Below are 22,395 nucleotides of genomic sequence, written 5' to 3'. Positions count from 1 at the left end.
CCATGCTGAAGATATTGCCGAGACTGGCCGCGTTTTCCATCCTGCTGCCCATGGCGACAGCAGTCCTCCCCTCGACCTCGTTGGGTCAGGCACCCGCCGACAGATGCACCGCGCCGACGCCCTCCCAGCCGGGACAAAACGACGGATCTGCGGAGAAGCGTCGGGATTCCGTCGGCCAGCTTGATGCATGCGACGGCGAACTGAAAGCACCATCCGTCGGAGACGGCGGCATGGTTGAGCCTGCGCCCGAGACCGGCCCTTCCCGCGTCATTCGACCCGGAACACTACCTCCGGACACCAACCCCTCCAACGGTACCGGCGACTAATCCTGCGCAGCTGGTCTGCCGGTACGATCACCACGCCACGGTCGGAAGACGCCGATCGGCCTGCCCTTCAAATTCCCGGCGGCCTCTCCGAGGCCATCTTTTTCGAGGCCGCTGCGCGCGGAGCGATCGATAACAAGCGCGCCAAAAAAAGCCTGGGCAGTGAAAAAAACGGAAGAGCCGATCGTCTTTGTCCCTGGAATACGTGCAGAGCAGGCACGCAGAGCCGGATGCCAAGGAACGAGTTCGCGTCATGAAACCTCACCGTCATATCCCGCCAGGCGCGCCAGGCCGCTCAACCTCGCGATGCGACTTGCCGGCCATTACATCTAGCAATCCGCATCTTGGATATGTCCCTGTTCCCGCACGGCGCCCCGCAAGTCCCGGGCGAGGCTCGCAGCAGCCGGATCACTGTCGGTGACGGTTTTGCTGAGCGCCGGCACCGATTGCCGACGCTCGCCGACCGACGCCCGAACAAAGAGCCATTGAGTGGGCGTTGCCATGCGCAACAGGGATGGAAATGATGCAATCGTCAAGGCAGGCGGCAGAGGCGGCGACGTTCAAGAGTTTCGCCAATTGTTATCTGCGCGAGATCAATCCGGGGGCGCCGGTCGTGCATCGAACCGCGGCGGGTCCGTCCGATGCGATTGAATGGTCCCTGCCGCGGCAGCAGGCGTTCCTGCGCGCGGAAATCCTTTCCGCGTCGATCTGCGGACCGCAGCATTTCGGGCAATTGTGGGCGCGGACTGCGTCCGATGCCGCCTGGCGGTCGGTCGAACCCCTGGCGGGCCTGCATATGCTCATCCACGAAGCCTATCGCCAGATGGACGACGGTCGCCTCGATGTTCTGCGCACGTACGAACTCGAGCTTCTGATGCGGGTGCTCGACAGCTACCAGCAAATGACGGTCTATATCGAAAAGGCGGAACGAAAACCTCGCGATGAGGGGCATTTCATCGAGACGGAACAGTCGCTCGTCTTCGGCCATTGGCAACACCCGACTCCGAAAAGCAGACAGGGCATGACGTTCTGGCAACAGGAGCGATATGCCCCGGAGCTGCGAGGACAATTCCGGCTGCATTACTTCGCCGTCAAAGCCGGTTTGGTGCGCCAGGCTTCTGCAGGTGCAATGCGTGCGGAGGAAATGGCGCACGCCCTGGCCGGCGGAGCAGGCGATGCCCCCGGGATCGGATCAGACGAGCGCCTCATTCCCATGCATCCGCTTCAGGCCGAGGCGCTTCTGCTCGATGCGGATATCCAGAAGCTGCAGCAGAGCGGCGACCTGCGCCATATCGGGCCGGCAGGCCGGTGGTTCACGGCGACGTCGTCCGTCCGCACCGTCTACAGCGCCCAATCGGATTGGATGCTGAAATTTTCGCTTCCGGTACGGATCACCAATTCTCTCCGCGTCAACCGCCGCCAGGAACTCGAAGCCGGCGTGGCGATGGCGAAGCTGATGAACCGGATCGGTTTTGCGAAGCGGTCCGGAAATTTCCATATCATCCACGATCCTGCTTACATCACGCTGGACCTGCCCGGACGGGAGGAAAGCGGCTTCGAAGTCATCTTTCGGGAAAACCCTTTCCAGGGAGAGCGGGCACGCGGCGTGGCGGCCATCGCTGCCCTCACTGCCGATCCGCTTCCCGGCGGGCTCTCGCGGCTGGAGAAGATCGTGCGGACGCTCTCGGCGGCAAGCGGCGACGGAATCCACCACACCGCACTCGTCTGGTTCCGGCTTTATCTCGCCTGTGCGGTCGAACCGCTGATCCGTCTTTATGATGAGCATGGGGTAGCGCTCGAAGCCCATCAGCAGAACAGCCTTCTCGACATTTCCTCCGGATATCCGAGTGGCGGTTACTACCGCGACAACCAGGGTTTCTATCTTTCGGAACGCCATCGCCGCATGCTCAGTCACCATGTGCCGGAAACGGAAACGATCGCTTCGCTTTATTTCGCGGATGCCGAAATCCGGGACCGGTTCGCCTATTACTTGATCGTCAACCAGGTTTTTTCGGTCATCAGCCGGATGGGGCACGACGGTCTTTGCGACGAAGGCACGCTTCTGCGGGCATTGAGGACTCATCTCGAAGACTGCGCGCAAACGATGTCCGGTGTCGGCAGGGAATTCGTCCGGCATGTCCTCGACCTGCCGACGATTACCTCCAAGGCCAATCTCACGACGCGCCTTTTCGACGTGGACGAGCTGCAGTCCAGCGGCCCGCATTCCCTCTACCGGCCGATCGCCAACCCTCTCCGGGTTCCGGTCGCGCTCGCTTCACCGAGGACCGGCCATGCCATTGCCTCTTGAAGCCGTCGGCAAGCCACGCGACCGGGTGATCCGCCAGTTGGTGGCAGCGCTGCTCTTCGAGGGCATCATCAAGGCGCACGAAAGCATCGACGAGGGCACGACGCGATGGACATGGTCGCTCGGCGGAAGTGACTTTCGATGCCACGGCACGACCGGCGCATTCGGACGTTTCCACATCGCGCCGGGTTCGGTGGAGGTTCTGACGCGGCATGGTCATTGGGAGCCAGCCTCGCTCGGAGTGATCGTACCGTCCCTGCCCGGAAGCGGCATCACGCGCGGCAGGCTGCTTCGCGAACTGGAGCAGACGATCGCGTTTTCGGATTGGAACCACCTTCATCTTCCGGCGCGGGATCGCCGCGTCATGTCGCTGGTCGAGTTGGAAGGGGCGCTGGATGAAGGCCATCCCTATCATCCCTGCTACCGGGCAAGGCTCGGCTTTTCGTTTCAGGATCACGCGGCCTACGGCCCGGAAGCCGGACGGCCTTTCCGGCTGGTCTGGCTGCTGATCGCCCGGAAGCATCTTAGCCAGACGCTCCCGCAGAACGAAGAGGCCTTCTGGTTTGCCGAACTCGGTGCCGAGGCCTGGGCGGAGATCGAGGGCAAGCGGCGCGAACTTGGTCTTTCCGACGAGGACTTCGGACTTGTGCCGCTGCATCCGTGGCAATGGAAGACCCTCCAGGAGAGCGCGCTTGCAGAGTGGATCGCCGCCGGCGAGGGCTATTGTCTCGGTTTGTTTGGCGATCGTTATGTGGCAAGCCAGTCGGTACGTTCGCTGTTCAACATCGATCGCCCGCTTGCGGCGAGCATCAAGCTGCCGCTCAACATCGTCAACACGTCTTCGCAGCGCACGCTGGAGCCGCATTCCGTCTGCACCGCCCCCGCGCTCTCCGCCTGGATCGCGGGTATCGTCAGGAACGATCCGCTGTTCGACGCGGAATATCCGCTGACCGTCCTGCAGGAATATGCCGGAATCATCGCCGATCGCGACGGACCACTGGCGGGCGAGATCGGAGCGATCTGGCGCGAGAACGCCGAGGCGTCGCTCCGTCCCGGCGAAGCGATCATTCCGTTCAACGCCCTGATGATGATCGAGCATGACGGAAAGCCGTTTGCGGACGGGTGGATCACGCGTTTCGGCCTGATGCCGTGGATGAACAGGCTCCTCGAAGTGGCCATCCTGCCCGTCTGGCACCTGCTCGTCCGGCATGGGATCGCCGTTGAGGCGCATGGCCAGAACATGCTGCTCGTACATCGGGATGGCTGGCCGGTGCGGCTCATCCTGCGCGACTTCCACGAGAGCGTCGAATTCTCTCCCGGTTTCCTGCGCGATCCTGAAAAAGCGCCCGATTTCCCTGCACTCGACCCACGCTACCGCAATGCCGAACCGGACCAGTATTACTGGACGGACAATCTCGATTCGCTGCGCGAACTCGTGATGGATACGCTCTTCGTCTATAACCTGAGCGAAATCTCGCATCTCTTCGATGTTTGCTATGAACTTCCGGAATTTCGTTTCTGGCAGCGTGTGGAGAAATTGCTGGCCTCCTATGCGGAGGAGCATGGCGTGCTGCATCGCCATGAACAGCTTGGGTACGACCGCCCGCACATTCTGACCGAATCCCTCATCACCCGAAAACTGCTCGCGCTGAAGCCGGAATATCACCACGAGATTCCGAACGCCCTGACCACGAGAACATCCGAACGGAGGAGAAAGCCATGATCCGCATCGACGGCAAGCTTTACGACCGCGCCTATTTCGACCAGGCATCCGAGCGTATCGCCGCACAGATTGGCCTCAGCGGCCACGATAGTGGCCGTTATGCGGTGTGCTTTACCGATACGACACAGTGGCTCTCCTTCTTTTTTGCCATCCGCAAGGCTGGAGCGAGCGTCCTGCCCATCCACCCCGGCACGCCCTATCCCGCCGCCCGCAGGCTCGCGATGACGGCAAACTGCGACCGGCTTTTCTACAACAGCCTGACCGCCGAAGTGCTCGATGTTCGGGAAGAGGCGCCAGCGCCCGGCCGGCTTTTGCATATGAGCTCGGGAACGACGGGGGCCGCGAAATGTATCGCCCGGCCTTGGGACGAGATCGACCGCGAGGTCGAAAGTTATGTCGCAACCTTCCGCGAGCCCCAAGACATGACACCGGTCATCGCCTGCCCGACCACTCATTCCTATGGGCTGATCTGCGGCATTCTGGTTGCCCTGAAACGCGGGCAAGTCCCTGTCATCGTCGAGACGGCGAACCCGAAATACCTCCTGAAGGTGCTGCGCGAGACCGATCGGCCGCTGCTCTATTCCTCTCCGGCCATCCTTCACACCCTTTCCCGCCTTTTGCCCGAAGGCGAAAGACTTTACGCCGCCATGACCTCCGGCACCCTGCTGCCCGATCCCTGGTTTACGCAGATCCGCGCCCGGAGCGACCGTCTCTTCCAGCAATACGGCTGCTCCGAATCCGGCTGCATCGCCATCAATCCGGATGTGCGCGCCGCCGCTGACATGGGCTTTATCCTGCCCCACCTGCGGGCATCCACGGGAACAAGCGCCGAAGACGCCGGAGAGATCGTCGTGAAGGCCGAAGGCGGCTCTCTGATCCATACCCGCGACCTCGGTTACCGGCGAAAGGACGGCATGCTGGTTTTCCTGTCGCGGATGGACGACATGATCAATGTCTCCGGCCTCAACGTCTATCCGGGCGATGTAGAGGATGCGGTGATGGCCATGCCGGCAATCACCGATGCTGTCGCCTTCCGCAAGGCCGATCGTTTCGCGGGCGAGCGGGTCGCGCTTCTCTATAGCGCCGGCTTGCCGGTGACGCCCAACGACGTCCGCGAATGGTGCAGCCGCCATCTCGCGAGCCACCAGCTGCCAATGGAAATGATCGAGGTCGCGGAGATCCCGCGGCAGGGGAATGGCAAGATCAGTCGCCGCGATGTGGCGGCCCGCCATGCGGCAGGCGAATTCGGCACACCGGCAGCAGGAGTTGCCTCATGACCCGCGACGAAATTCTGGACTCTGTCCGCATCGTGCTTTCCGAACACATGACCCATCCGCACATGCAGGCTTTTGCCCCGGAAGCGCGGCTCAACGAGGACCTCTACCTGGATTCCGTTCTGATCCTGCAGATCCTCCTCAATCTGGAGCTGGAATACGGGCTGGCCATGCCGGAAGAGGCGATCGCCCGCCAGGAACTCGAAACCGTCGCGGATCTGGTCGGGCTCTACATTCCGAAATCCGCCGTTCCGTCCTTCGCCATGACCGGCGGCACGACCGACGAAGGGGTCCATGGGGAGGCCTATTACGACATCAAGGTACATTGCTTCGTAAGTTGCGTCTGCGACGGCCTGAAGCGGCAGGGGCTGGACCAGCGGCCGTTCTATTTCGGCGTCTGGGACGCAAAGTTCACTGTCAGCGATCGTTTCGAGCTTCTCTATCACTCGCCCGAGATCAGCCAGGATTTCTTCCGCGACTGGTTCACGCAGCTCTACCGGGTTCCCATCCGCGAATGGTACGATCCGGCAAGGTCGAAGGCGGAAAACCTTTCAACGTTGATCGACCTCGTCGAAAACCGTCCGGAAACCGGCTCGGTCATGGTCATGCTCGACATGTTCCATCTGCCCGAGCGCGAGAACAAGTTCAACCAGAACCCCTTCCCCCATTATCTCATGCTGCAGAAGACGGCCGATCCGGAAAAATGGTTCGTGCATGATCCGGACTATCGCTGGGAGGGCGAGATCGAGCGGGAAAAGGTCATCCATGCGATCATGCAGCCGACGGTCGGCGGCGGTTACGTTTTCGACAACGCCCTTGCCCGCAATCCGGAACCGCAAGACCTGAAAGCCTATTTCGAGGCATGTTTCGTGGCGGACACGAACCCGCTGGTCGATGCGGTCCGCGGCATCGTGAACGCCCATCTCCACGGCCGCGACGGCTTGACACTGGCGGAACTCGCGTCGGCGGTGCGCGAACTGCCTGTCATCACCATCCGCAAATATGCCTATGAGCACGGCTTCGCCTTTTTCTGGCGGGCGCTGAAGCTGCCCGCCGGTGAATTCGAGATCTGGTGCGAGGAGATCGAAGCACTTTTCCAGTCTCTCAAGAACCTCCACTACGCCTGCATGAAACTCAGCCAGACGGGTGACGGGGAGCAGGCCGCTGCGGTCTTCGACCGGCTGGAGGAATCCGACCGGCTGGAACGAAAGATCAAGGACCGGCTCGGCGAGGTTTTTGGCCTCTGGTGCGATCAAAACCTGCCGGCGATCCTGCTGCCGAGAAGGGCCGCCGGATAAGGCCGTTCGCCCGACGATGTGGGCGAACGCGACGCAAAAGGAATGCGCGAGGCGGCAAGGGTCGATGTCCTTGCCGCCGTCATCATAATATGACTATTGCAATCAACTTTTTAATGATAGATATCCGTCCGGCATGATGAGCCATTCGGACGTGCAATTCAAATCGACCGTTCAGCCGGGAGGCGTCAATGCTTCTGGCCGCCCGGTCCATGAGACAAGTTTCGCCCCCTCGATCATATGACCCTAGAAGCGGAAAACCGGCACAGTCTCTATCTGACCCACCGCTCGGCGCTGGTCGATTATGCGGCACGGATTCTCGGCTCGCGGGAGGCGGCGGAGGACATCGTTCAGGAAGCCTATCTGCGGTTCGCACCCGGAAAGGCGCCCGGCGAATCGGCACGCCAGGGCCTTGCCTATCTCTATCGCATCGTCCGGAACCTCTCCTTCGACGTGCTGAAACGCCGCAAGATCGAGCATCGGGGCCATACGGAGGATGCGCCCTTCTGGACCGTTCCGCAGCCGGCCGACAATCCCGAGCAGACGGTGATGTTCTGCGATGAAGTCCGCATCGCGGCTGCCGTGCTCGATGCGCTTCCGAGCGAGATCCGTATCGCGGTGGAAATGTACCGCTTCGGCGGCCATACGCTGGAGGGCGTCGCCGAACATCTCGGCATCTCGGTTGCCACCGCCCATCGTCACGTACGAACCGCCATGGTCAGGATTGCAACGGCGCTCGACAGGAAAAATGCCTGAGCGCTGCGGCAGGCGAAAAATTCCGGCCCGTCAATCGTTCCTACGCAAGAAGGGGAATTTCGGATAGAAGCGGCGGGACATCCGAAGCAGGTTGAAGACTTGGCTGGGCAAGACGAAACGGACGAAAGCATTCTGGAAGAGGCGATGGACTGGTTCCTGCGCCTGCGCGAATCATCCCGGATGGTGGTCGTCGAACGGGAATTCGGCCTGTGGCTCAACCGCTCGCCGGCGCATCGGGAAGCCTGGCTGAAGGCCTGCAAGACCTGGGAGCTGATGGGTGAGACGACGCCCGTCCACGAGGACCTCTGGCGATCGACGACGCAAATGAAAATGCTTGCCGTCCGGCGACGGCGGCGCGTCTGGAGTGTGGGTACAGCGCTGGCATTGGCGGCCTGTCTTGTGCTGGCGTTGGCCGGCCCCTCCCTTCTCCTCGCATATCGGGCAGATTTCCGAACGGTAACGGCCGAACTCCGCAAGATTACCCTTGAAGACGGCAGTGTGGTCGAACTTGGGCCTGCAAGCGCAATCGACACCGAGTTCGAGAACGGCATGCGGCACGTGGAGCTGCTTGCGGGCGAGGCCTTCTTCGATGTGAAGCGCGATCCGTCGCGCCCCTTCGTTGTTACCGCCGGCGGCGTGAAGGTGACCGTCCTCGGCACGGCATTCGACGTGCACATGAAGCCCGATGATACGACCGTTGAACTCGTCCGGGGCCTTGTCGGGCTCAGCGTCGATGGAACGTCGCATGCATTCGAGCTTTCGCCCGGCGATTCCGTCAGCATCAACCGCGGCAGCGGGCAGATATCGCGCAGAAAGCTGGCGCCCGAGGATATGGCCGCCTGGCGGAGCGGCCGGTTATTCGTCAACGATGTGACGATTGCCTCGGTCGTCGAGGAACTGCAGCGCTATCACGCCGCCTGGATCAGCGTCCCGAGCAGCGAGCTCGCCAATCGACGTGTGACCGGTCTCTACAGTCTTTCCGATCCCGATCGGGCACTCGAAGCGCTCGTCCAGCCTTACGGCGGCAAGGTACACCGCATCTCGCCCTACCTGCGGGTGCTCGCACTTTTCTAGGCGTTAAAATTTCCTGAAAATTTTCGCTGCTGGATGAAAAAAGCGCCGCGCATGGTCGTCTCTACCCTGAAACGCAGGCCGGGGGGCCTTTGCGACAAAAGCATACAGGAGACGGGGCGGATGATCTTGCCGGGAAGTGGAGTAGCGCGTGGGGTAAAGGCAAGCGGCAGGAGAAACGCTTTTGCTTGGAATTTAACGGCGGCGGTCGCCACCGCCGCGATCGTTGTGAGCCCTATTCTTGCCGCTCCCGCCCAGGCGCAGACGGCCACCCGCAATTTCAGTATACCGGCTCAGCCGCTCGCGTCGGCCCTTAATGCCTTTGGCCGGCAGTCCGGCCTTCAAGTCACGCTTGCGGCTTCCACCTCGCAGGGCGTCACGGCTCAGGCGGTCAGCGGCAATTTCACGCCGGATCAGGCGCTCGCACGCATGCTCGCCGGAACCGGTATCGGCTACCGGATCGTCAATGGCACTGCCGTCATCGGCACTGCGGGGAACGCATCCGGCAATCTCCCGGCACAGGACGCCACCACGCTCCAGCCGATCGTTCTGCAGGGCCAGCCCGGCGCGGAGGGCGGCGTCGCCGAAACCGTCATCGGGCCGGAGCAGCTCGAACGCCTCAACCCGACCAGCCTGGCGGACGTCTTCCGCGAGGAGCCGGGTGTGCAGGTCGGCAGTTCGCTTCCCATGTCCCAGAAGGTCTATGTTCACGGCATCGAGGAAACCAACCTTGCCGTCAGCATCGACGGTGCGCGCCAGAACAACAAGGTTTTCCATCACAACGCCACCAACCTCATCGATCCCAGCCTCCTGAAGGCGGTGGATGTCGATGCCGGCATCGCCCCTGCCGATGCCGGTCCCGGTGCGCTGGCAGGCTCGATCAACTACGAGACCAAGGATGCGATCGACCTGCTGGCGCCCGGGCAGTCGTTCGGCGGGTTCGTCACCTCGACCTACAATTTCAACAGCGACACGGTAACGACCGGGCTCAGCGCCTATGGCAGGCGCGAGGGTTTCGAATTCCTCGGCTTCTTCAACTTCGGCAAGGGCGACGACTTCGTCGGCGGCAATGGCAGCGAGGTGCCGGGTACGGAAACGAATATTCTCAGTGGCCTCGGCAAGCTTGCCTACGAGGCCGAAAGCGGCGATCGGTTCGAGATCAGCTACGATCGCTCGCACGACGACGCCACGCGGCCGTTCCGCCCGAATATTGGTTTCATCGCCGGTCGTCCGTTCTGGGAACCGCGCGTCCGCGACCTGAAGATCGACCGGCAGAACACGACCTTCACCTACACGGACACCTCGCCGGAAGGCTGGTGGGACCCGACGATCATGCTTTCTTACAGCCGCACCGAAGTCGAGACGCTCGGCTACGCCTGCCCGCGGGGGTGCCCGACCGGAATTCCCACCACCTATCCATCGACCGGGGAGACGGAAAGCTTCAACGGAAAGTTCGAGAACAAGTTTTCGTTCGACATCGGAAATATCGTCGCGGGCGTCGATTTCTACCGGGATCGCGCCGCGCTCGACGCGTCGAGCACGGTCCTCGGCTTTTCCGACTCCGGGCGCGAGAAGGCGAGCAATGTCGGCCTCTATGCTCAGGCGAGGCTGGAGCCTTGGGAACGAACCCGGCTTTCGTTCGGCGCCCGCGCGGACCATCAATGGTTCACGGGCATCAACGGGCAGGAGTTCGACAATGGCGGCCTCAGCGCCAACGTCTCCGGCGAGTATGACCTTACCGATTTCCTGACCGCCAAGGCTGGTTTCTCGCATGTCTGGGCCGGCATTCCGCTGGCCGAAAACTTCATCATGAACCCCGCTTGGACCTATGGGGCGAATGGTCCGGAAGTCGTGACGGCCAACAACTATATGATCGGTCTGGAGGCGGAATATGAGGGCTTCACCGCCGAGGGCAGCATCTTCCGCACGGATATCGATGATGCGCGCGTTCCTCTTTATGCCTACAACGCCACGACCCCGGCTCCCTTCCCCGGTGCCCTGGCAGCCATCCGCGCCCGTGATCTTGTCTCTCAAGGCTTCGAGATCGGTGCCGGCTATGAATGGGCAAGCGGTTATGTGAAGGTCAAATACGCTCATATCCGTGTCGATATCAACGGCGCGCCTGCCGATTCCGATACCGGCAACTATCTGGCGACGCCGGTCGGCGACATCGTCACCCTCACGGCCGCCCACACCTTCGTCGACTGGGGGCTGACGATCGGTGGCGATATCGAGATCGCCCCGGAATACGATCACGTCACGACCGGTTCGCCGCCCTACAAGGCTTACGAAGTGGTCAACATCTTCGCCGAATGGAAGCCGGAAGCGCTGCCCAATTTCACCTTGCGCGCGGAAGTCCAGAACGTCTTCGACGAGACCTATTCCGAACGTGCCACCTACGGCCAGGAATTCGGTACCGTCACACCGCTCTTCGAGCCTGGCCGAAGCTTCCTGCTGACCGCCAAGGCAACGTTCTGAAAAGCATGGGAAGGAGATGGACGTGGTGCAGTCGATTGCGGAATGGCGTACCGAACATGGCGGGAAATATCTCGTACAACTATGCAAGCATTTCGCGCACAAGATCGACGTCTCCTATTCCGAGACCCATGGCGAGTGCCGCTTCTCCTGCGGCACCGCGACGCTCGATGCGGACGACGACGGCCTGAAAATCATGGCGGTAGCCGCCGACGAAGAACAGCTCGCCGAGACTCAATCGGTGATCGAGAGACATCTCGTTCGCTTCGCCTTCCGGGAAAACCTGGAAGCCCTGCAATGGCAGGCGCCGGACCGGATCGCTTGAGGTGCGGTCCGGCATCCCGCCAAGGAACAGGACTATGGCAATGAAGTTCAGGATAATCGCGGCGTTTGCCGCCTTTGCTTTTTCAGCGATCTTTGCCCATGCGGCGGAAATTCTCACCGCAAGAGGGCCGGTCCAGATCTCCGCAGTGCCGGCCAAAGTCGCCGTGTTCGACATCGCGGCCCTCGATACGCTCGACCGGCTTGGCGTCAGGCCGGCCGGCGTGCCGGAAAAGCTCTATCTCCCGCAGTTCGAGCCTCTCAAACAGGGGGCGGAAATCGTCGGCGATCTCTTCGAGCCCGATCTGGAAGCATTGAGTGCGCTCGGGCCGGACCTGATCATCGTCGGCGGCCGATCCTCAACCAAGGCCCAATCGGCTGGCCAGGTCGCTCAGACAATCGACATGACGATGGATGGCGATGACCTGCTTGCTCAAGCCAAGGAGCGGCTGGCGAGCTACGGCACCCTTTTCGGCAAACGGCAGGAGGCGGCCAAGGCTGCCTCCGAGTTGGATGCGCAGATCGATGCGGCAAAGGCGGCGGTGGCCGGCAAAGGCAAAGGGCTGATCATCATGACCAACGGCCCGAAGGTGACCGCTTATGGCCCCGGCTCGCGCTTCGGCTGGGTGCATGCCGCACTGGGCCTCCCGCCGGCGGTTCCGGACGTACAGGCGGCGACCCACGGCGAAGCTGTTTCCTTCGAATTCATCCGTCAGGCCAATCCGGACTGGCTGCTGGTGCTCGACCGGTCGGCTGCGATCGGCTCCGGCGAGCAAAGCGCAAAGTCGACACTCGACAACGAACTCGTGGCCCAGACGACGGCCTGGAAAAAGGGGCAGGTCGTTTACCTGCCGGCCGCCGAGTTCTATATCGCCGCCGGCGGCGTGCAGTCCATGCAACGGGTGGCGGCGACGGTTGCCGAGTCCTTCGCCGCAGCCAGATGAGCACCGCTGCCGTCAAGCAATCGCCGCTAACGGGTTGGATCGCAGGCCTCGTCCTCGCGATCCTGTTCGTTTTGAGCCTCTTTACCGGGGTCGACGAGTTGCCGTTCGGACGTGTCCTCTCGGATGGAAGGGGAATCGAACTTGTCCTGGTCAGTCGCCTGCCGCGAACGCTTGCGGCGATCCTCGCCGGAGCAAGCCTCGCGATTGCCGGCCTCATCATGCAGACGCTGGCCCGCAATCGTTATGTGGAGCCTTCCACCGCGGGGACGGCCCAGAGCGCCGAACTCGGCATCCTTCTGGTGACCCTGCTCTGGCCGGCGGCAAATCTCCTCACCAAAGGTCTGATAGCCAGCGCCGCCGCTCTCATCGGGACTTCCCTCTTTCTGGCGACGGCGCATCGGCTGCCGCCCACGCAGCCTTTTCTCGTACCGCTTTTCGGGCTCGTCTATGGCGGGGTGATCGGCGCGGCGGTCACCTTCGTCGCCTGGCAGGCGGACCTTCTGCAATATCTATCGATCTGGACCAATGGCGACTTTTCCGGCGTGCTGCGAGGTCGTTACGAACTTCTGTGGCTTGGTGCGCTGATGGTGGTCTTCGCCTGGTTCATCGCCGATCGTCTGACAATCATGACGCTCGGCCGTGACGCCAGCATCGGGCTCGGCATCGATTATCGGCGCATGCTTCAGCTCGGTCTCGTGATTGTCTCGGTCATCTCGGCTCTCAGCGTCGTGATCGTCGGCGTCATCCCATTCGTCGGTCTCGTCGTGCCGAACATCGTCTCGCGGCTGATGGGGGACAACCTGCGCGGCACGCTCCCCGCCGTGGCGGCAAGCGGCGCGGTCCTGGTGCTGGGTTGCGACATCCTCGGCCGCCTGATCCGCCACCCTTACGAAGTCCCGGTCGGCACCGTCATGGGCTGCGTCGGTGGACTGATCTTCCTCTGGCTTCTCTTCCGGCGGCCTTCCGATGTGTAATCGCCGTCTTCTCTGTCTCGGCGCGGCAGCACTTGCCTGCGTGATCGCTTTCATGACCATCGGCCTGCGCGGCAATATCGGCTTCGTCCTCTCCCTGCGCGCCGCAAAACTTGCCGCGCTTCTGCAGGTCAGCGTCTCGATTGCCGTCTCGACGGTCATCTTCCAGACCGTCACCAACAACCGCATCCTGACACCTTCGATCATGGGCCTCGACGCTCTTTATCTCTTCGGCCAGATGCTGCTCGTCTTTATGCTCGGCGGGCTGGGTTATGCGGCGCTCGATAGCCAGCTGAAGTTCGGCGGCGAAGTCCTGGTCCTGATGGCGCTGGCGACCGGCCTTCTGTTGCCGATGCTCCGCCGCCGCACTGACATGGAGCTGATGCTGCTGGCCGGCATCATCTTCGGCGTACTGTTTCGCAGCCTGCATTCGCTGCTGGCGCGGCTGGTCGATCCGAACGACTTTGCCGTGGCGCAAGGTGCAAGTTTCGCCAATTTCAACAATGTCCGCACCGACCTGCTCATCTTTGCCGCCGTCCTGACCCTTATGGGTGCCGTGATCGCCTGGCGAGCCCGGCATGTCCTCGACGTCGTCGCGCTCGGAGCCGACGCGGCGACGGGACTTGGAGTCACTTGGTCCAAAACGGTCACCGGGTTGTTGGCGCTGGTCTCGGCTCTCGTTGCCGTTTCGACGGCGCTGGTCGGTCCGGTTGCCTTCATGGGCCTGCTGGTGGCAGCGCTCGCCGAACGCCTTGCCGATACACGGCGCCACGCGATCCTGATACCGGCTGCGATATCGACGGCCATCATCATTCTCGTCGGCGGCCAGACCCTGTTCCAGCACGTCTTCGGCAACAGCTCGACACTCGGTGTCGTCATCGAATTCGTCGGCGGCCTCGTCTTCCTTTTCCTGCTTGTTCTCGGGAGCCGCAAATGATCCGGATCGAGAATGTCTCGCTGCGGCATGGTTCAGCCGAAATCCTTCACGACATCTCGCTGACCATCCCCAAAGGCGGCATCACCGCGCTGATCGGCCCGAATGGAGCAGGCAAGTCCTCGCTTCTGTCCCTGATCGCCCGGCTGCAGCCATTGCAGTCGGGAACGATCTCCATCGACGGCTTTCCAGTCGATACGACTCCGAACCGGGATCTCGCGCGGATCATCGCCATTCTGCGGCAGGATTCGATCGTGGCAAGTCGTTTGAGGGTCCGGGAACTTGTCGGCTTCAGCCGCTTTCCGCACAGCCGGGGGCGGCTGACTGCGGAGGATCGCGTCGTGATCGACCAGTCGCTGCAGCAGTTCGATCTGGCGGATCTCGCGGACCGCTTCATCGACACTCTCTCGGGCGGCCAGCGGCAGCGAGCGCTAGTCGCCATGGCCTTTGCCCAGGCAACGGACTACCTGCTGCTCGACGAACCGCTCAACAATCTCGACATGTATTTCGCCCGAGACCTGATGCGTTCGCTGCGAAGGATCGCCGATGAGAACGGCAAGACGGTCGTTATCGTGCTGCATGATATCAATCAAGCTGGCGCCTATGCCGACCGTATCATTGCGATGAAGGCCGGGCGGATCGCCGCCGATGGGTCTCCGGCGGAGCTTTTGCGGCCGGAGATCCTGCAGGCGATCTTCGGTTTCCGGATGGAGGTCGCAGACATGGGCGGCACACCGGTCGTCTTGCACTTCCGCTGAATTCTGCCGGTATCGACATGCTCTGCAAACCGGAATTCGATCCCGGCGGTGCCATCTTGCGATGGAGTTCGCCCCCGGACTATTCCTTTCTCGATTGAAAGCCGCCGTTTTTGGCGCTATATAGCGTCATAACAAGAGGCATTCGAAAGTCGGAGTGAGAAAATGGGTCTTGCGCAATATGCTGACCACGGGCTGTTTGCACCGCGCAAGATCGCCGATGTTTTCCGTACGACCAGCGAGGAGATCGCCCGCACCGCCGGCCTCGGCAAGGACGCGATCCAGCGCAAGGACCGTATTCGCTCCGACAAGACGCAGCGGCGCCTGCGAGAGATGGTGGAGATCGTCAATAAGGCCGAGCCGCGTTTCGGTTCGGCTCTGATCGCCTATGCCTGGTATCGCTCGGAGCCCCTGTCGGGCTTCTCCGGCCAGACGGCCATGCAGCTGGTTCGCGACGGGCGCGCGGACGAGGTGCTCGATTATATCGATGCTGTCGATGCCGGCGTATACGCCTAGCCCCGGCCGATGCAGTTCGAAGGAAAGCTCTACCGGGCTCTCAACCCGATCTACGCACGTGAGCCACTCTCCGGCCGGGGAGCCGAGCTTTACGGCGGCCGGTTCAATCCGAAGGGCATGCCCGCTCTCTACACTTCGCTCTCGGTTCTGACCGCGTTGCGCGAAGCCAACCAGGTGGGCAACCTGCAACCGACGACGCTGGTATCCTACGATGGCGCGTTCGAGCGCATCTTCGACAGTCGCGCCGAAAATGCGCTCGATGCCGAAGGGATGGATGGCACGGCGCTTTCAGATCCGACATGGCGCGATCAGATGAAGACGACCGGCGAGGCCAGGACGCAGAGCTTTGCCAGAAGACTGGCCGCCGGCGGCTATCATGGCCTGCTCGTCAGGAGCTTCGCTCCCGGTGCGACCGAGCACGATCTGAATCTCGTTCTTTGGAAATGGGGCAAGCACGCTCCGGCGCGACTGATATTGATCGACGACGAGGATCGCCTCGGGCGTTCCTAACCGCGTTGGAAAGCGGCCTCTGCCCGTTTTGCCGGATCCGGCAGTCACCGGCTTTCAGGACTCTCGCAATGCCCGCATCATCATAGGAGGCGACACTTCGTCCCCCGTCTGAATGAACGCCTCCATAGGCATGCCCTGCACGATCGGAGCCACCTGTATTCCCTTCTTCGCGCTTTTTCCCGGGTTCGATGGAAAATGGTCACTACAATTACGCGAACGGCCGCCGATGATGCAGCGCTACTTCTGGCGCACCATGGCTGGCTCCAACTCTGTGATGAGCAGTTGAGCCGGATAATCCGGGGTGAACGCAACCCCACCCTCGCCCGGCGCCAGTGCCAGCGTATCGAAACGTTCCAGGATCGTGCCCTCTCCGCCGCCCAGGCCGGTGGTCCTGCAATGATCCAGGGCGAGGATGAAGCTGAAAGCATTTTCCGGCGCGGCGAACGGACCATCGGTCGTTATGTGAGGGGATACGTGATGCCGCCAGAGGCCCCGACGCGTCATGATATTGAGGTCGGTTATCGGCCCGCCGAGCAGGCGCGCGCTTGTCGCCGTATCCGCCGGAAAGCTGTGGGGAGCCGAATGCTGAAATAGATCGATGCTCCCCTGGCCATCCACCAGAAGCCGGATCCCATCGCCGCTCAGCACGCTCAGCGTCCGGTCGATACCGTCGAAGACCGAAAACGGCCCGTCTTCCGCGACGGTCGCCATGCTGATGCGCCAGTCGAAATCGTCGATCGCGGCATCCGGCGGGAAGACGGCGATCTCGACCGTCTCGCCCTTGCCGTTCTTCCACGGCATGCGCCTGTAATCCGTGGACCGCAGGATGCGCATCAGCATCAGTTCCCGAGAATGCCTGGTAGGCGAAGCTCCTTTTCCCTGGCGCAATCGAGTGCGATGTCATAACCCGCATCCGCATGGCGCATGACGCCGGTCGCCGGATCGTTCCACAGCACCCGTTCCAGACGACGATCTGCATCCTGCGAACCGTCGCAGCAGATGACCATGCCGGAATGCTGGGAAAAGCCCATGCCGACACCGCCGCCGTGATGCAGCGAGACCCAGGTGGCGCCCGACGCGGTGTTGAGCAGCGCGTTCAAGAGCGGCCAGTCGGAAACGGCGTCGGAGCCGTCCTTCATCGCCTCCGTCTCGCGGTTCGGCGAGGCGACGGAACCGGAATCCAGATGATCGCGGCCGATAACGATTGGCGCCGAAAGCTCACCGTTCCTGACCATTTCGTTGAAGGCGAGACCGAGTTTGTGGCGGTCGCCCAGGCCCACCCAGCAGATGCGCGCCGGCAGGCCCTGGAAGGAGATGCGCTCCCGCGCCATGTCCAGCCAGTTGTGCAGGTGCTTGTTGTCCGGCAGCAGTTCCTTCACCTTGGCGTCGGTCTTGTAGATATCTTCGGGATCGCCCGACAGTGCAGCCCAGCGGAAGGGACCGATGCCGCGGCAGAAGAGCGGGCGGATATAGGCGGGCACGAAGCCCGGGAAGGCGAAGGCGTTTTCGAGGCCCTCGTCCTTGGCGACCTGGCGGATGTTGTTGCCGTAGTCGAGGGTCGGCACGCCGGCTTCCCAGAAGGCGACCATTGCCTCCACATGTTGCTTCATCGAGGCACGGGCGGCGGCTTCGACCGATTTCGGGTCGCTCTCGCGCTTGGCCCTCGCCTCCTCCACCGTCCAGCCGACGGGGAGGTAGCCGTTGCGCGGATCATGCGCCGAGGTCTGGTCGGTGACGATATCGGGACGCGGACCGCCCGCCTTCATGCGCCTGACCAGTTCCGGGAAAATCTCGGCGGCATTGCCGAGCAGACCGACCGACTTCGCCTCGCCGGCCTTCGTCCACGTCTCGATCAGGGCGAGCGCCTCGTCGAGCGTCCTCGCCTTTTCATCGACATAGCGGGTGCGCAGACGAAAATCGATACGGGTCTCGTCGCATTCCACGGCGAGGCAGCAGGCGCCGGCCATGACGGCGGCGAGCGGCTGCGCGCCACCCATGCCGCCGAGGCCGCCGGTCAAAATCCATTTGCCCCTGAGATTGCCGTCATAATGCTGGCGGCCGGCCTCGACGAAGGTTTCGTAGGTGCCCTGCACGATGCCCTGTGTGCCGATATAAATCCACGAGCCGGCAGTCATCTGGCCGTACATGGCCAGCCCCTTCTTATCCAGTTCGTTGAAATGATCCCAGGTCGCCCAGTGCGGCACGAGGTTGGAATTGGCGATCAGCACGCGCGGTGCGTCCTTGTGCGTCCGAAATACGCCGACGGGCTTGCCGGACTGCACCAGCAACGTCTCTTCCTCCGTCAGCGTCTTCAGCGCCGCAGTGATACGGTCGAAATCGTCCCAGGTGCGCGCCGCGCGGCCGATACCCCCGTAGACGACCAGTTCGTGCGGATTTTCCGCGACGTCAGGATCGAGATTGTTCATCAGCATCCGCAGCGGCGCCTCGGTCATCCAGCTCTTGGCATTGAGGTCGTTGCCCCGCGGCGCGCGGACATCGCGGATATTGTGACGCGGATTGGTCATGGTTCGACTCCAGCGAGTGATTTCTTGAGTTCGGGTGCGAGGCGTTCGAGACGCGTCAGGATGTCCTTGAGATGGACACGCAGGCGGTCGGCCTTTTCGGGATCGTATGCGAAGGGCGGCTCCTCGGCGGCAAGGTGCGTCGATTGCGCCAGCTCCATCTGGATCGCATGCACCCCGGTCTCAGGCCTGCCGTAATGCCGCGTCGTCCAGCCGCCCTTGAAGCGGCCATTCAGGATGCCGGTAAAGCCGGTCGCCGATGCGACCGTCGCCAGGGCGGCGTCCTCGATCCGCCGGTCGCATGTCCTGCCGCCATCCGTGCCGATGTTGAAATCCGGCAACCTGCCTTCGAACAGGAAGGGAATATGCGAGCGGATCGAATGGCAGTCGTAAAGGATCACAACGCCATGGATCGCCTTCACTCTTTCGATCTCCGCAAGCAACGCGGCATGATAGGGCGCATGGAAGCGGTCCAGCCGCATCGCGATATCCGCTTCGGTCGGCGACGCCCCATCTCTCCAGATCGGCTTGCCGTCGAAATCCGTTTCCGGAACGAGACCGGTGGTGTTCTGGCCGGGATAGAGGCTGACACCGGCAGGATCACGGTTGGCGTCGATCACATAGCGGTGGAACGTCGCCCGCACGGCCGACGCGTCGTCGAGCAGGCCTTCGTAAAGTCTGTGAATATGCCAGTCGGTGTCGGCGAGCAGTTTTCCGTTGTCGTTCAGGCGATCCCGAATTTCCGGCGGCACATCCGTGCCGGTATGGGGCAGCCCGAGAATGACGGGCGACGTGCCCCGGCGGATTTCGAAAACGCTCATCGTCACGCCTCAAGCACCGGCAGGATGCCGTTCGAAACGGATGCGGCCAATGCTCCGGACGCGACGAGGCCGCTTGCCGCCTTGAGATCCGTTGCCATGTACCGGTCGTCATCGAGGGTCGGAACGCGCGCGCGCAGAACTGCGATCGCCTTCTGAAGTTCGGGACTGGTCTTCAGCGGCCCCCTGAGCTCGACGCCCTGAACTGCCGCAAGCGCCTCGATGCCGAGGATGGCGAACAGGTTTTCCGTCATGGCGAGTAGGCGGCGCGCGCCATGGCAGGCCATCGAGACATGATCCTCCTGATTGGCCGAGGTCGGCGTCGAGTCCACCGAGGCCGGATGCGACATCTGCTTGTTTTCGCTCATCAGCGCCGCAGACGTGACTTCGGCGATCATCAGGCCGGAATTGAGGCCCGGTCTCCGGGACAGGAAGGCCGGCAGGCCATAGGAAAGCGCCGGATCGACCAAAAGCGCGATGCGCCGTTGGGCGATGGCGCCGATCTCGCAGATCGCCAGCGCCGTCTGATCGGCGGCGAAGGCGACCGGCTCCGCGTGGAAATTGCCGCCGGAAACGACCTCGTTGTCGGAAAGGACCAGCGGATTGTCGGTCACCGCATTCGCTTCGATCTCGAGCGTGCGGGCGACCTGGCGCAAGACATCGAGACAGGCGCCGTCGACCTGCGGCTGGCAGCGGATACAATAGGGGTCCTGGACACGTTCGTCGCCTTCGATATGGCTGGCGCGGATTTCCGATCCATCGAGCAGCAGACGCAGCGCGGTGCCGGCATCGATCTGCCCCTTGTGTCCGCGAAGGGCATGGATGTCCGGATGGAACGGCGCCGACGAGCCCATCGCCGCATCGGTCGATAGCGCGCCGGTAATGAGCGCCGTCTGCGCGGCCCGGTGGGCGCGAAACAGTCCGGCAAGCGCCAGCGCCGTGGAGGCCTGCGTCCCGTTGATCAGCGCCAGGCCTTCCTTGGCGGCCAGGACAACCGGCGTCAAGCCGGCCTTGGCAAGCGCTTCGGCGGCCGGCAGCAACCGGCCGCCGAAGAAGGCCTCCCCTTCGCCCATCATGACGGCAGCCATATGGGCGAGCGGCGCAAGATCGCCGGAGGCACCGACCGAACCCTTTTCCGGGATTGCCGGAATGACGCCCTTCTCCAGCATGCCTTCGATCAGGCGGACCAGTTCCAGGCGAACGCCGGAAGCGCCGCGCCCCAGCGAAATGAGCTTCAGCGCCATGACGAGGCGCACGACATTTTCGGGCAGCGGACTGCCGACGCCGCAGCAGTGCGACAGGATGAGATTGCGCTGCAGCGTCGCTACATCGGCACTGTCGATCTTGATCGAGGCCAGCTTTCCGAAACCGGTATTGACGCCGTAGACCGGCGCGTTGCCGGCGGCGATCTCGGCGATGCGCCGGGCCGCCTTCCCGATTGCCGCATCGAAGGATCTGTCGAGGACGGCCGAACCGTTGTTCCAATATATATCGGCGAGATCGGCGAGCGGGACACGGCCGGGATGAAGTATGATGGTCATGCGGACACCTGCTCACCTTTGAAGATGCGGGCATGCAGCGGGTTGAACCCGATGCGGTAGACGAGTTCTGCGGGACGCTCGATATTCCAGATCGCAAAGTTGGCCGATTTTCCGGCCTCCAGCGTTCCTGCCTCGGAAAGCAGGCCAAGCGCCCGCGCCGCCTCGCGTGTCGCGCCGGCGATGCATTCCTCGACCGTGAGACGGAACAAGGTCGCCGCCATGTTCATCGCCAGAAGCAGCGAGGTGAGCGGCGAGGTGCCGGGATTGCAGTCGGTCGCAATGGCGATCGGCACGCCGGCATCACGCAGCGCCTGGACCGGCGGCTTCTGCGTTTCGTTTATGGCGTAGAACGCGCCGGGCAGGAGCACGGCCACCGTGCCGGAAGCGGCCATGGCCGCGGCACCCTCGGCATCGAGATATTCCAGATGATCGGCCGAAAGGGCTCCATAGGAGGCGGCCATCCTGGCGCCCCCGAGATTGGAAAGCTGCTCGGCATGCAGCTTGACCGGAATGCCGAGCCCCCTCGCCCTGTCGAAAACCCGGCGCATCTCTTCCACGGAAAAGGCGATCCCCTCGCAGAAACCGTCCACCGCGTCGACGAGGCCTTCCGCATGTGCCCGTTCAAGGCCCGGAAGAACGACGTCGGTGATATAATCGCCGTTGCGGCCCCTGTATGCGGCCGGCGTTGCATGGGCGGCAAGGTAGGAGGTGACGACGCGGACCGGCCGCACCTTCTCCAATGCACGAGCCGCGCGCAACATGTTCAGCTCGCCTTCGATCGACAACCCGTAACCGGACTTGATCTCGATCGTCGAGACGCCCTCCGCCAGCAGCGTATCCAGACGCGGGAGCGCCGCCGAAATCAGTCCTTCCACCGCAAGCGCATTGGTCGCCTTGACCGACGAAACGATGCCGCCGCCCGCCCGCGCGATCTCCTCGTAGGTGGCGCCCGCAAGCCGCATCTCGAATTCCATCGCCCTGTCGCCGCCGAAAACGAGATGGGTATGGCAGTCGATCAATCCCGGAGTGACGATCCTGCCTTGGCAATCGAAAACCTCCGCCGCCTCGGACAAGGCAGACGGCATGTCCGCTTCTCTGCCGACAGAGGCGATGCGTGTCCCGCGAACGACGATAACCCCATGTTCGATGAGTTCCAGCCCCCGGACCGGGGAGGCCAGCGTCAGGATGCGGGCATTGCGCCAGACGCGAAGCGGCCTGCCGGCATCGGCTTTGGAAATTTCGTTCCCGTCCATGGCGTTTTGCCTTTCTTTATACTGAAACATGTATATACATAATGAGCGACTGGCAAGCGGAAAAATCTGGTTTCCGGCCCGGATGACC

At 62.5% G+C, this 22,395-nt stretch carries 21 protein-coding genes; 15 read left to right on the top strand and 6 right to left on the bottom strand.

Annotation, left to right across the window (positions count from 1 at the left end; all coding sequences use genetic code 11):
* Window positions 1–2 precede the first annotated feature (2 nt).
* From DMO26_RS01210 to DMO26_RS01180, 7 genes are all read left to right on the top strand, one after another.
* The gene (locus DMO26_RS01210) at window positions 3–326 is read left to right on the top strand and encodes a hypothetical protein (protein WP_162894662.1); all 324 of its coding nucleotides are present in this window, start codon (window positions 3–5) and stop codon (window positions 324–326) included.
* 517 nt (window positions 327–843) lie between these two features.
* On the top strand, window positions 844–2,631 hold the full coding sequence (locus DMO26_RS01205) for an IucA/IucC family protein (RefSeq protein ID WP_117190508.1): 1,788 nt from the start codon (window positions 844–846) through the stop codon (window positions 2,629–2,631).
* The gene (locus tag DMO26_RS01200; RefSeq protein WP_117190189.1) at window positions 2,615–4,351 is read left to right on the top strand and encodes an IucA/IucC family protein; all 1,737 of its coding nucleotides are present in this window, start codon (window positions 2,615–2,617) and stop codon (window positions 4,349–4,351) included. Before DMO26_RS01205 ends, DMO26_RS01200 begins: the two co-directional genes overlap by 17 nt.
* Window positions 4,348–5,628, top strand: a complete 1,281-nt coding sequence (locus DMO26_RS01195; RefSeq protein WP_117190188.1) for an AMP-binding protein — start codon at window positions 4,348–4,350, stop codon at window positions 5,626–5,628. The genes DMO26_RS01200 and DMO26_RS01195 overlap by 4 nt, the downstream gene beginning before the upstream one ends.
* A complete protein-coding gene (locus DMO26_RS01190) occupies window positions 5,625–6,923 on the top strand; it encodes a DUF6005 family protein (protein ID WP_117190187.1) in 1,299 nt (432 codons plus the stop codon). The genes DMO26_RS01195 and DMO26_RS01190 overlap by 4 nt, the downstream gene beginning before the upstream one ends.
* A 237-nt stretch (window positions 6,924–7,160) precedes the next feature.
* A complete protein-coding gene (locus tag DMO26_RS01185; RefSeq protein WP_117190186.1) occupies window positions 7,161–7,676 on the top strand; it encodes a sigma-70 family RNA polymerase sigma factor in 516 nt (171 codons plus the stop codon).
* A gap of 99 nt (window positions 7,677–7,775) precedes the next feature.
* Window positions 7,776–8,750: a FecR family protein gene (locus DMO26_RS01180; protein ID WP_162894661.1), complete on the top strand. Its 975-nt coding sequence runs from the start codon at window positions 7,776–7,778 to the stop codon at window positions 8,748–8,750.
* On the opposite strand, the gene DMO26_RS33490 is transcribed toward DMO26_RS01180, so the two are convergent.
* Window positions 8,747–8,962, bottom strand: coding sequence for a hypothetical protein (locus DMO26_RS33490; protein ID WP_162894632.1), 216 nt, complete (start codon window positions 8,960–8,962; stop codon window positions 8,747–8,749). The genes DMO26_RS01180 and DMO26_RS33490 overlap by 4 nt on opposite strands.
* Before the next feature lie 13 nt (window positions 8,963–8,975).
* On the opposite strand from DMO26_RS33490, the gene DMO26_RS01175 reads away from it, so the two are divergent.
* From DMO26_RS01175 to DMO26_RS01140, 8 genes are all read left to right on the top strand, one after another.
* Window positions 8,976–11,225, top strand: coding sequence for a TonB-dependent receptor (locus DMO26_RS01175; protein WP_226951146.1), 2,250 nt, complete (start codon window positions 8,976–8,978; stop codon window positions 11,223–11,225).
* 22 nt (window positions 11,226–11,247) lie between these two features.
* Window positions 11,248–11,547, top strand: coding sequence for a DUF2218 domain-containing protein (locus DMO26_RS01170; protein WP_226951145.1), 300 nt, complete (start codon window positions 11,248–11,250; stop codon window positions 11,545–11,547).
* 40 nt (window positions 11,548–11,587) lie between these two features.
* Window positions 11,588–12,487, top strand: a complete 900-nt coding sequence (locus DMO26_RS01165; RefSeq protein WP_117190507.1) for a siderophore ABC transporter substrate-binding protein — start codon at window positions 11,588–11,590, stop codon at window positions 12,485–12,487.
* Entirely contained in the window at window positions 12,484–13,461 is a 978-nt protein-coding gene (locus tag DMO26_RS01160) for an ABC transporter permease (protein WP_117190182.1), read from the top strand. The genes DMO26_RS01165 and DMO26_RS01160 overlap by 4 nt, the downstream gene beginning before the upstream one ends.
* Window positions 13,454–14,395, top strand: coding sequence for an iron chelate uptake ABC transporter family permease subunit (locus DMO26_RS01155; RefSeq protein ID WP_117190181.1), 942 nt, complete (start codon window positions 13,454–13,456; stop codon window positions 14,393–14,395). The genes DMO26_RS01160 and DMO26_RS01155 overlap by 8 nt, the downstream gene beginning before the upstream one ends.
* Window positions 14,392–15,150 carry an iron ABC transporter ATP-binding protein gene (locus tag DMO26_RS01150; protein WP_117190180.1) on the top strand — a complete coding sequence of 253 codons (759 nt, stop codon included), beginning with the start codon at window positions 14,392–14,394 and terminating at the stop codon, window positions 15,148–15,150. Before DMO26_RS01155 ends, DMO26_RS01150 begins: the two co-directional genes overlap by 4 nt.
* Window positions 15,151–15,312: 162 nt before the next feature.
* Window positions 15,313–15,663 (top strand): antitoxin Xre/MbcA/ParS toxin-binding domain-containing protein, encoded by a 351-nt coding sequence (locus DMO26_RS01145; protein WP_117190179.1) that lies wholly within the window; start codon window positions 15,313–15,315, stop codon window positions 15,661–15,663.
* Between the two features lie 9 nt (window positions 15,664–15,672).
* Window positions 15,673–16,173: an RES family NAD+ phosphorylase gene (locus DMO26_RS01140; RefSeq protein ID WP_117190178.1), complete on the top strand. Its 501-nt coding sequence runs from the start codon at window positions 15,673–15,675 to the stop codon at window positions 16,171–16,173.
* 237 nt (window positions 16,174–16,410) lie between these two features.
* Here DMO26_RS01140 and DMO26_RS01135 read toward each other — a convergent pair whose 3' ends face one another.
* From DMO26_RS01135 to hutI, 5 genes are read right to left on the bottom strand one after another with little or no spacing between them, the layout of a single operon-like run.
* Window positions 16,411–17,013, bottom strand: a complete 603-nt coding sequence (locus DMO26_RS01135) for a HutD/Ves family protein (RefSeq protein ID WP_404947001.1) — start codon at window positions 17,011–17,013, stop codon at window positions 16,411–16,413.
* Window positions 17,013–18,698: a urocanate hydratase gene (gene hutU, locus DMO26_RS01130; protein ID WP_117190177.1), complete on the bottom strand. Its 1,686-nt coding sequence runs from the start codon at window positions 18,696–18,698 to the stop codon at window positions 17,013–17,015. The genes DMO26_RS01135 and hutU overlap by 1 nt, the downstream gene beginning before the upstream one ends.
* Complete coding sequence (gene hutG / locus DMO26_RS01125; RefSeq protein WP_117190176.1) at window positions 18,695–19,516, bottom strand: N-formylglutamate deformylase; 822 nt, start codon at window positions 19,514–19,516, stop codon at window positions 18,695–18,697. The genes hutU and hutG overlap by 4 nt, the downstream gene beginning before the upstream one ends.
* Before the next feature lie 2 nt (window positions 19,517–19,518).
* Entirely contained in the window at window positions 19,519–21,054 is a 1,536-nt protein-coding gene (hutH, locus tag DMO26_RS01120; protein ID WP_117190175.1) for a histidine ammonia-lyase, read from the bottom strand.
* A complete protein-coding gene (gene hutI / locus DMO26_RS01115; protein ID WP_117190174.1) occupies window positions 21,051–22,307 on the bottom strand; it encodes an imidazolonepropionase in 1,257 nt (418 codons plus the stop codon). Before hutI ends, hutH begins: the two co-directional genes overlap by 4 nt.
* Window positions 22,308–22,395 lie beyond the last annotated feature (88 nt).

Origin of the sequence: Rhizobium terrae (assembly GCF_003425685.1) — a bacterium.
In the GTDB taxonomy this organism is placed as follows: domain Bacteria; phylum Pseudomonadota; class Alphaproteobacteria; order Rhizobiales; family Rhizobiaceae; genus Neorhizobium; species Neorhizobium terrae.
Note: the sequence above shows the minus strand (reverse complement) of the source record. Positions and strands in the feature narration are given on the sequence as shown.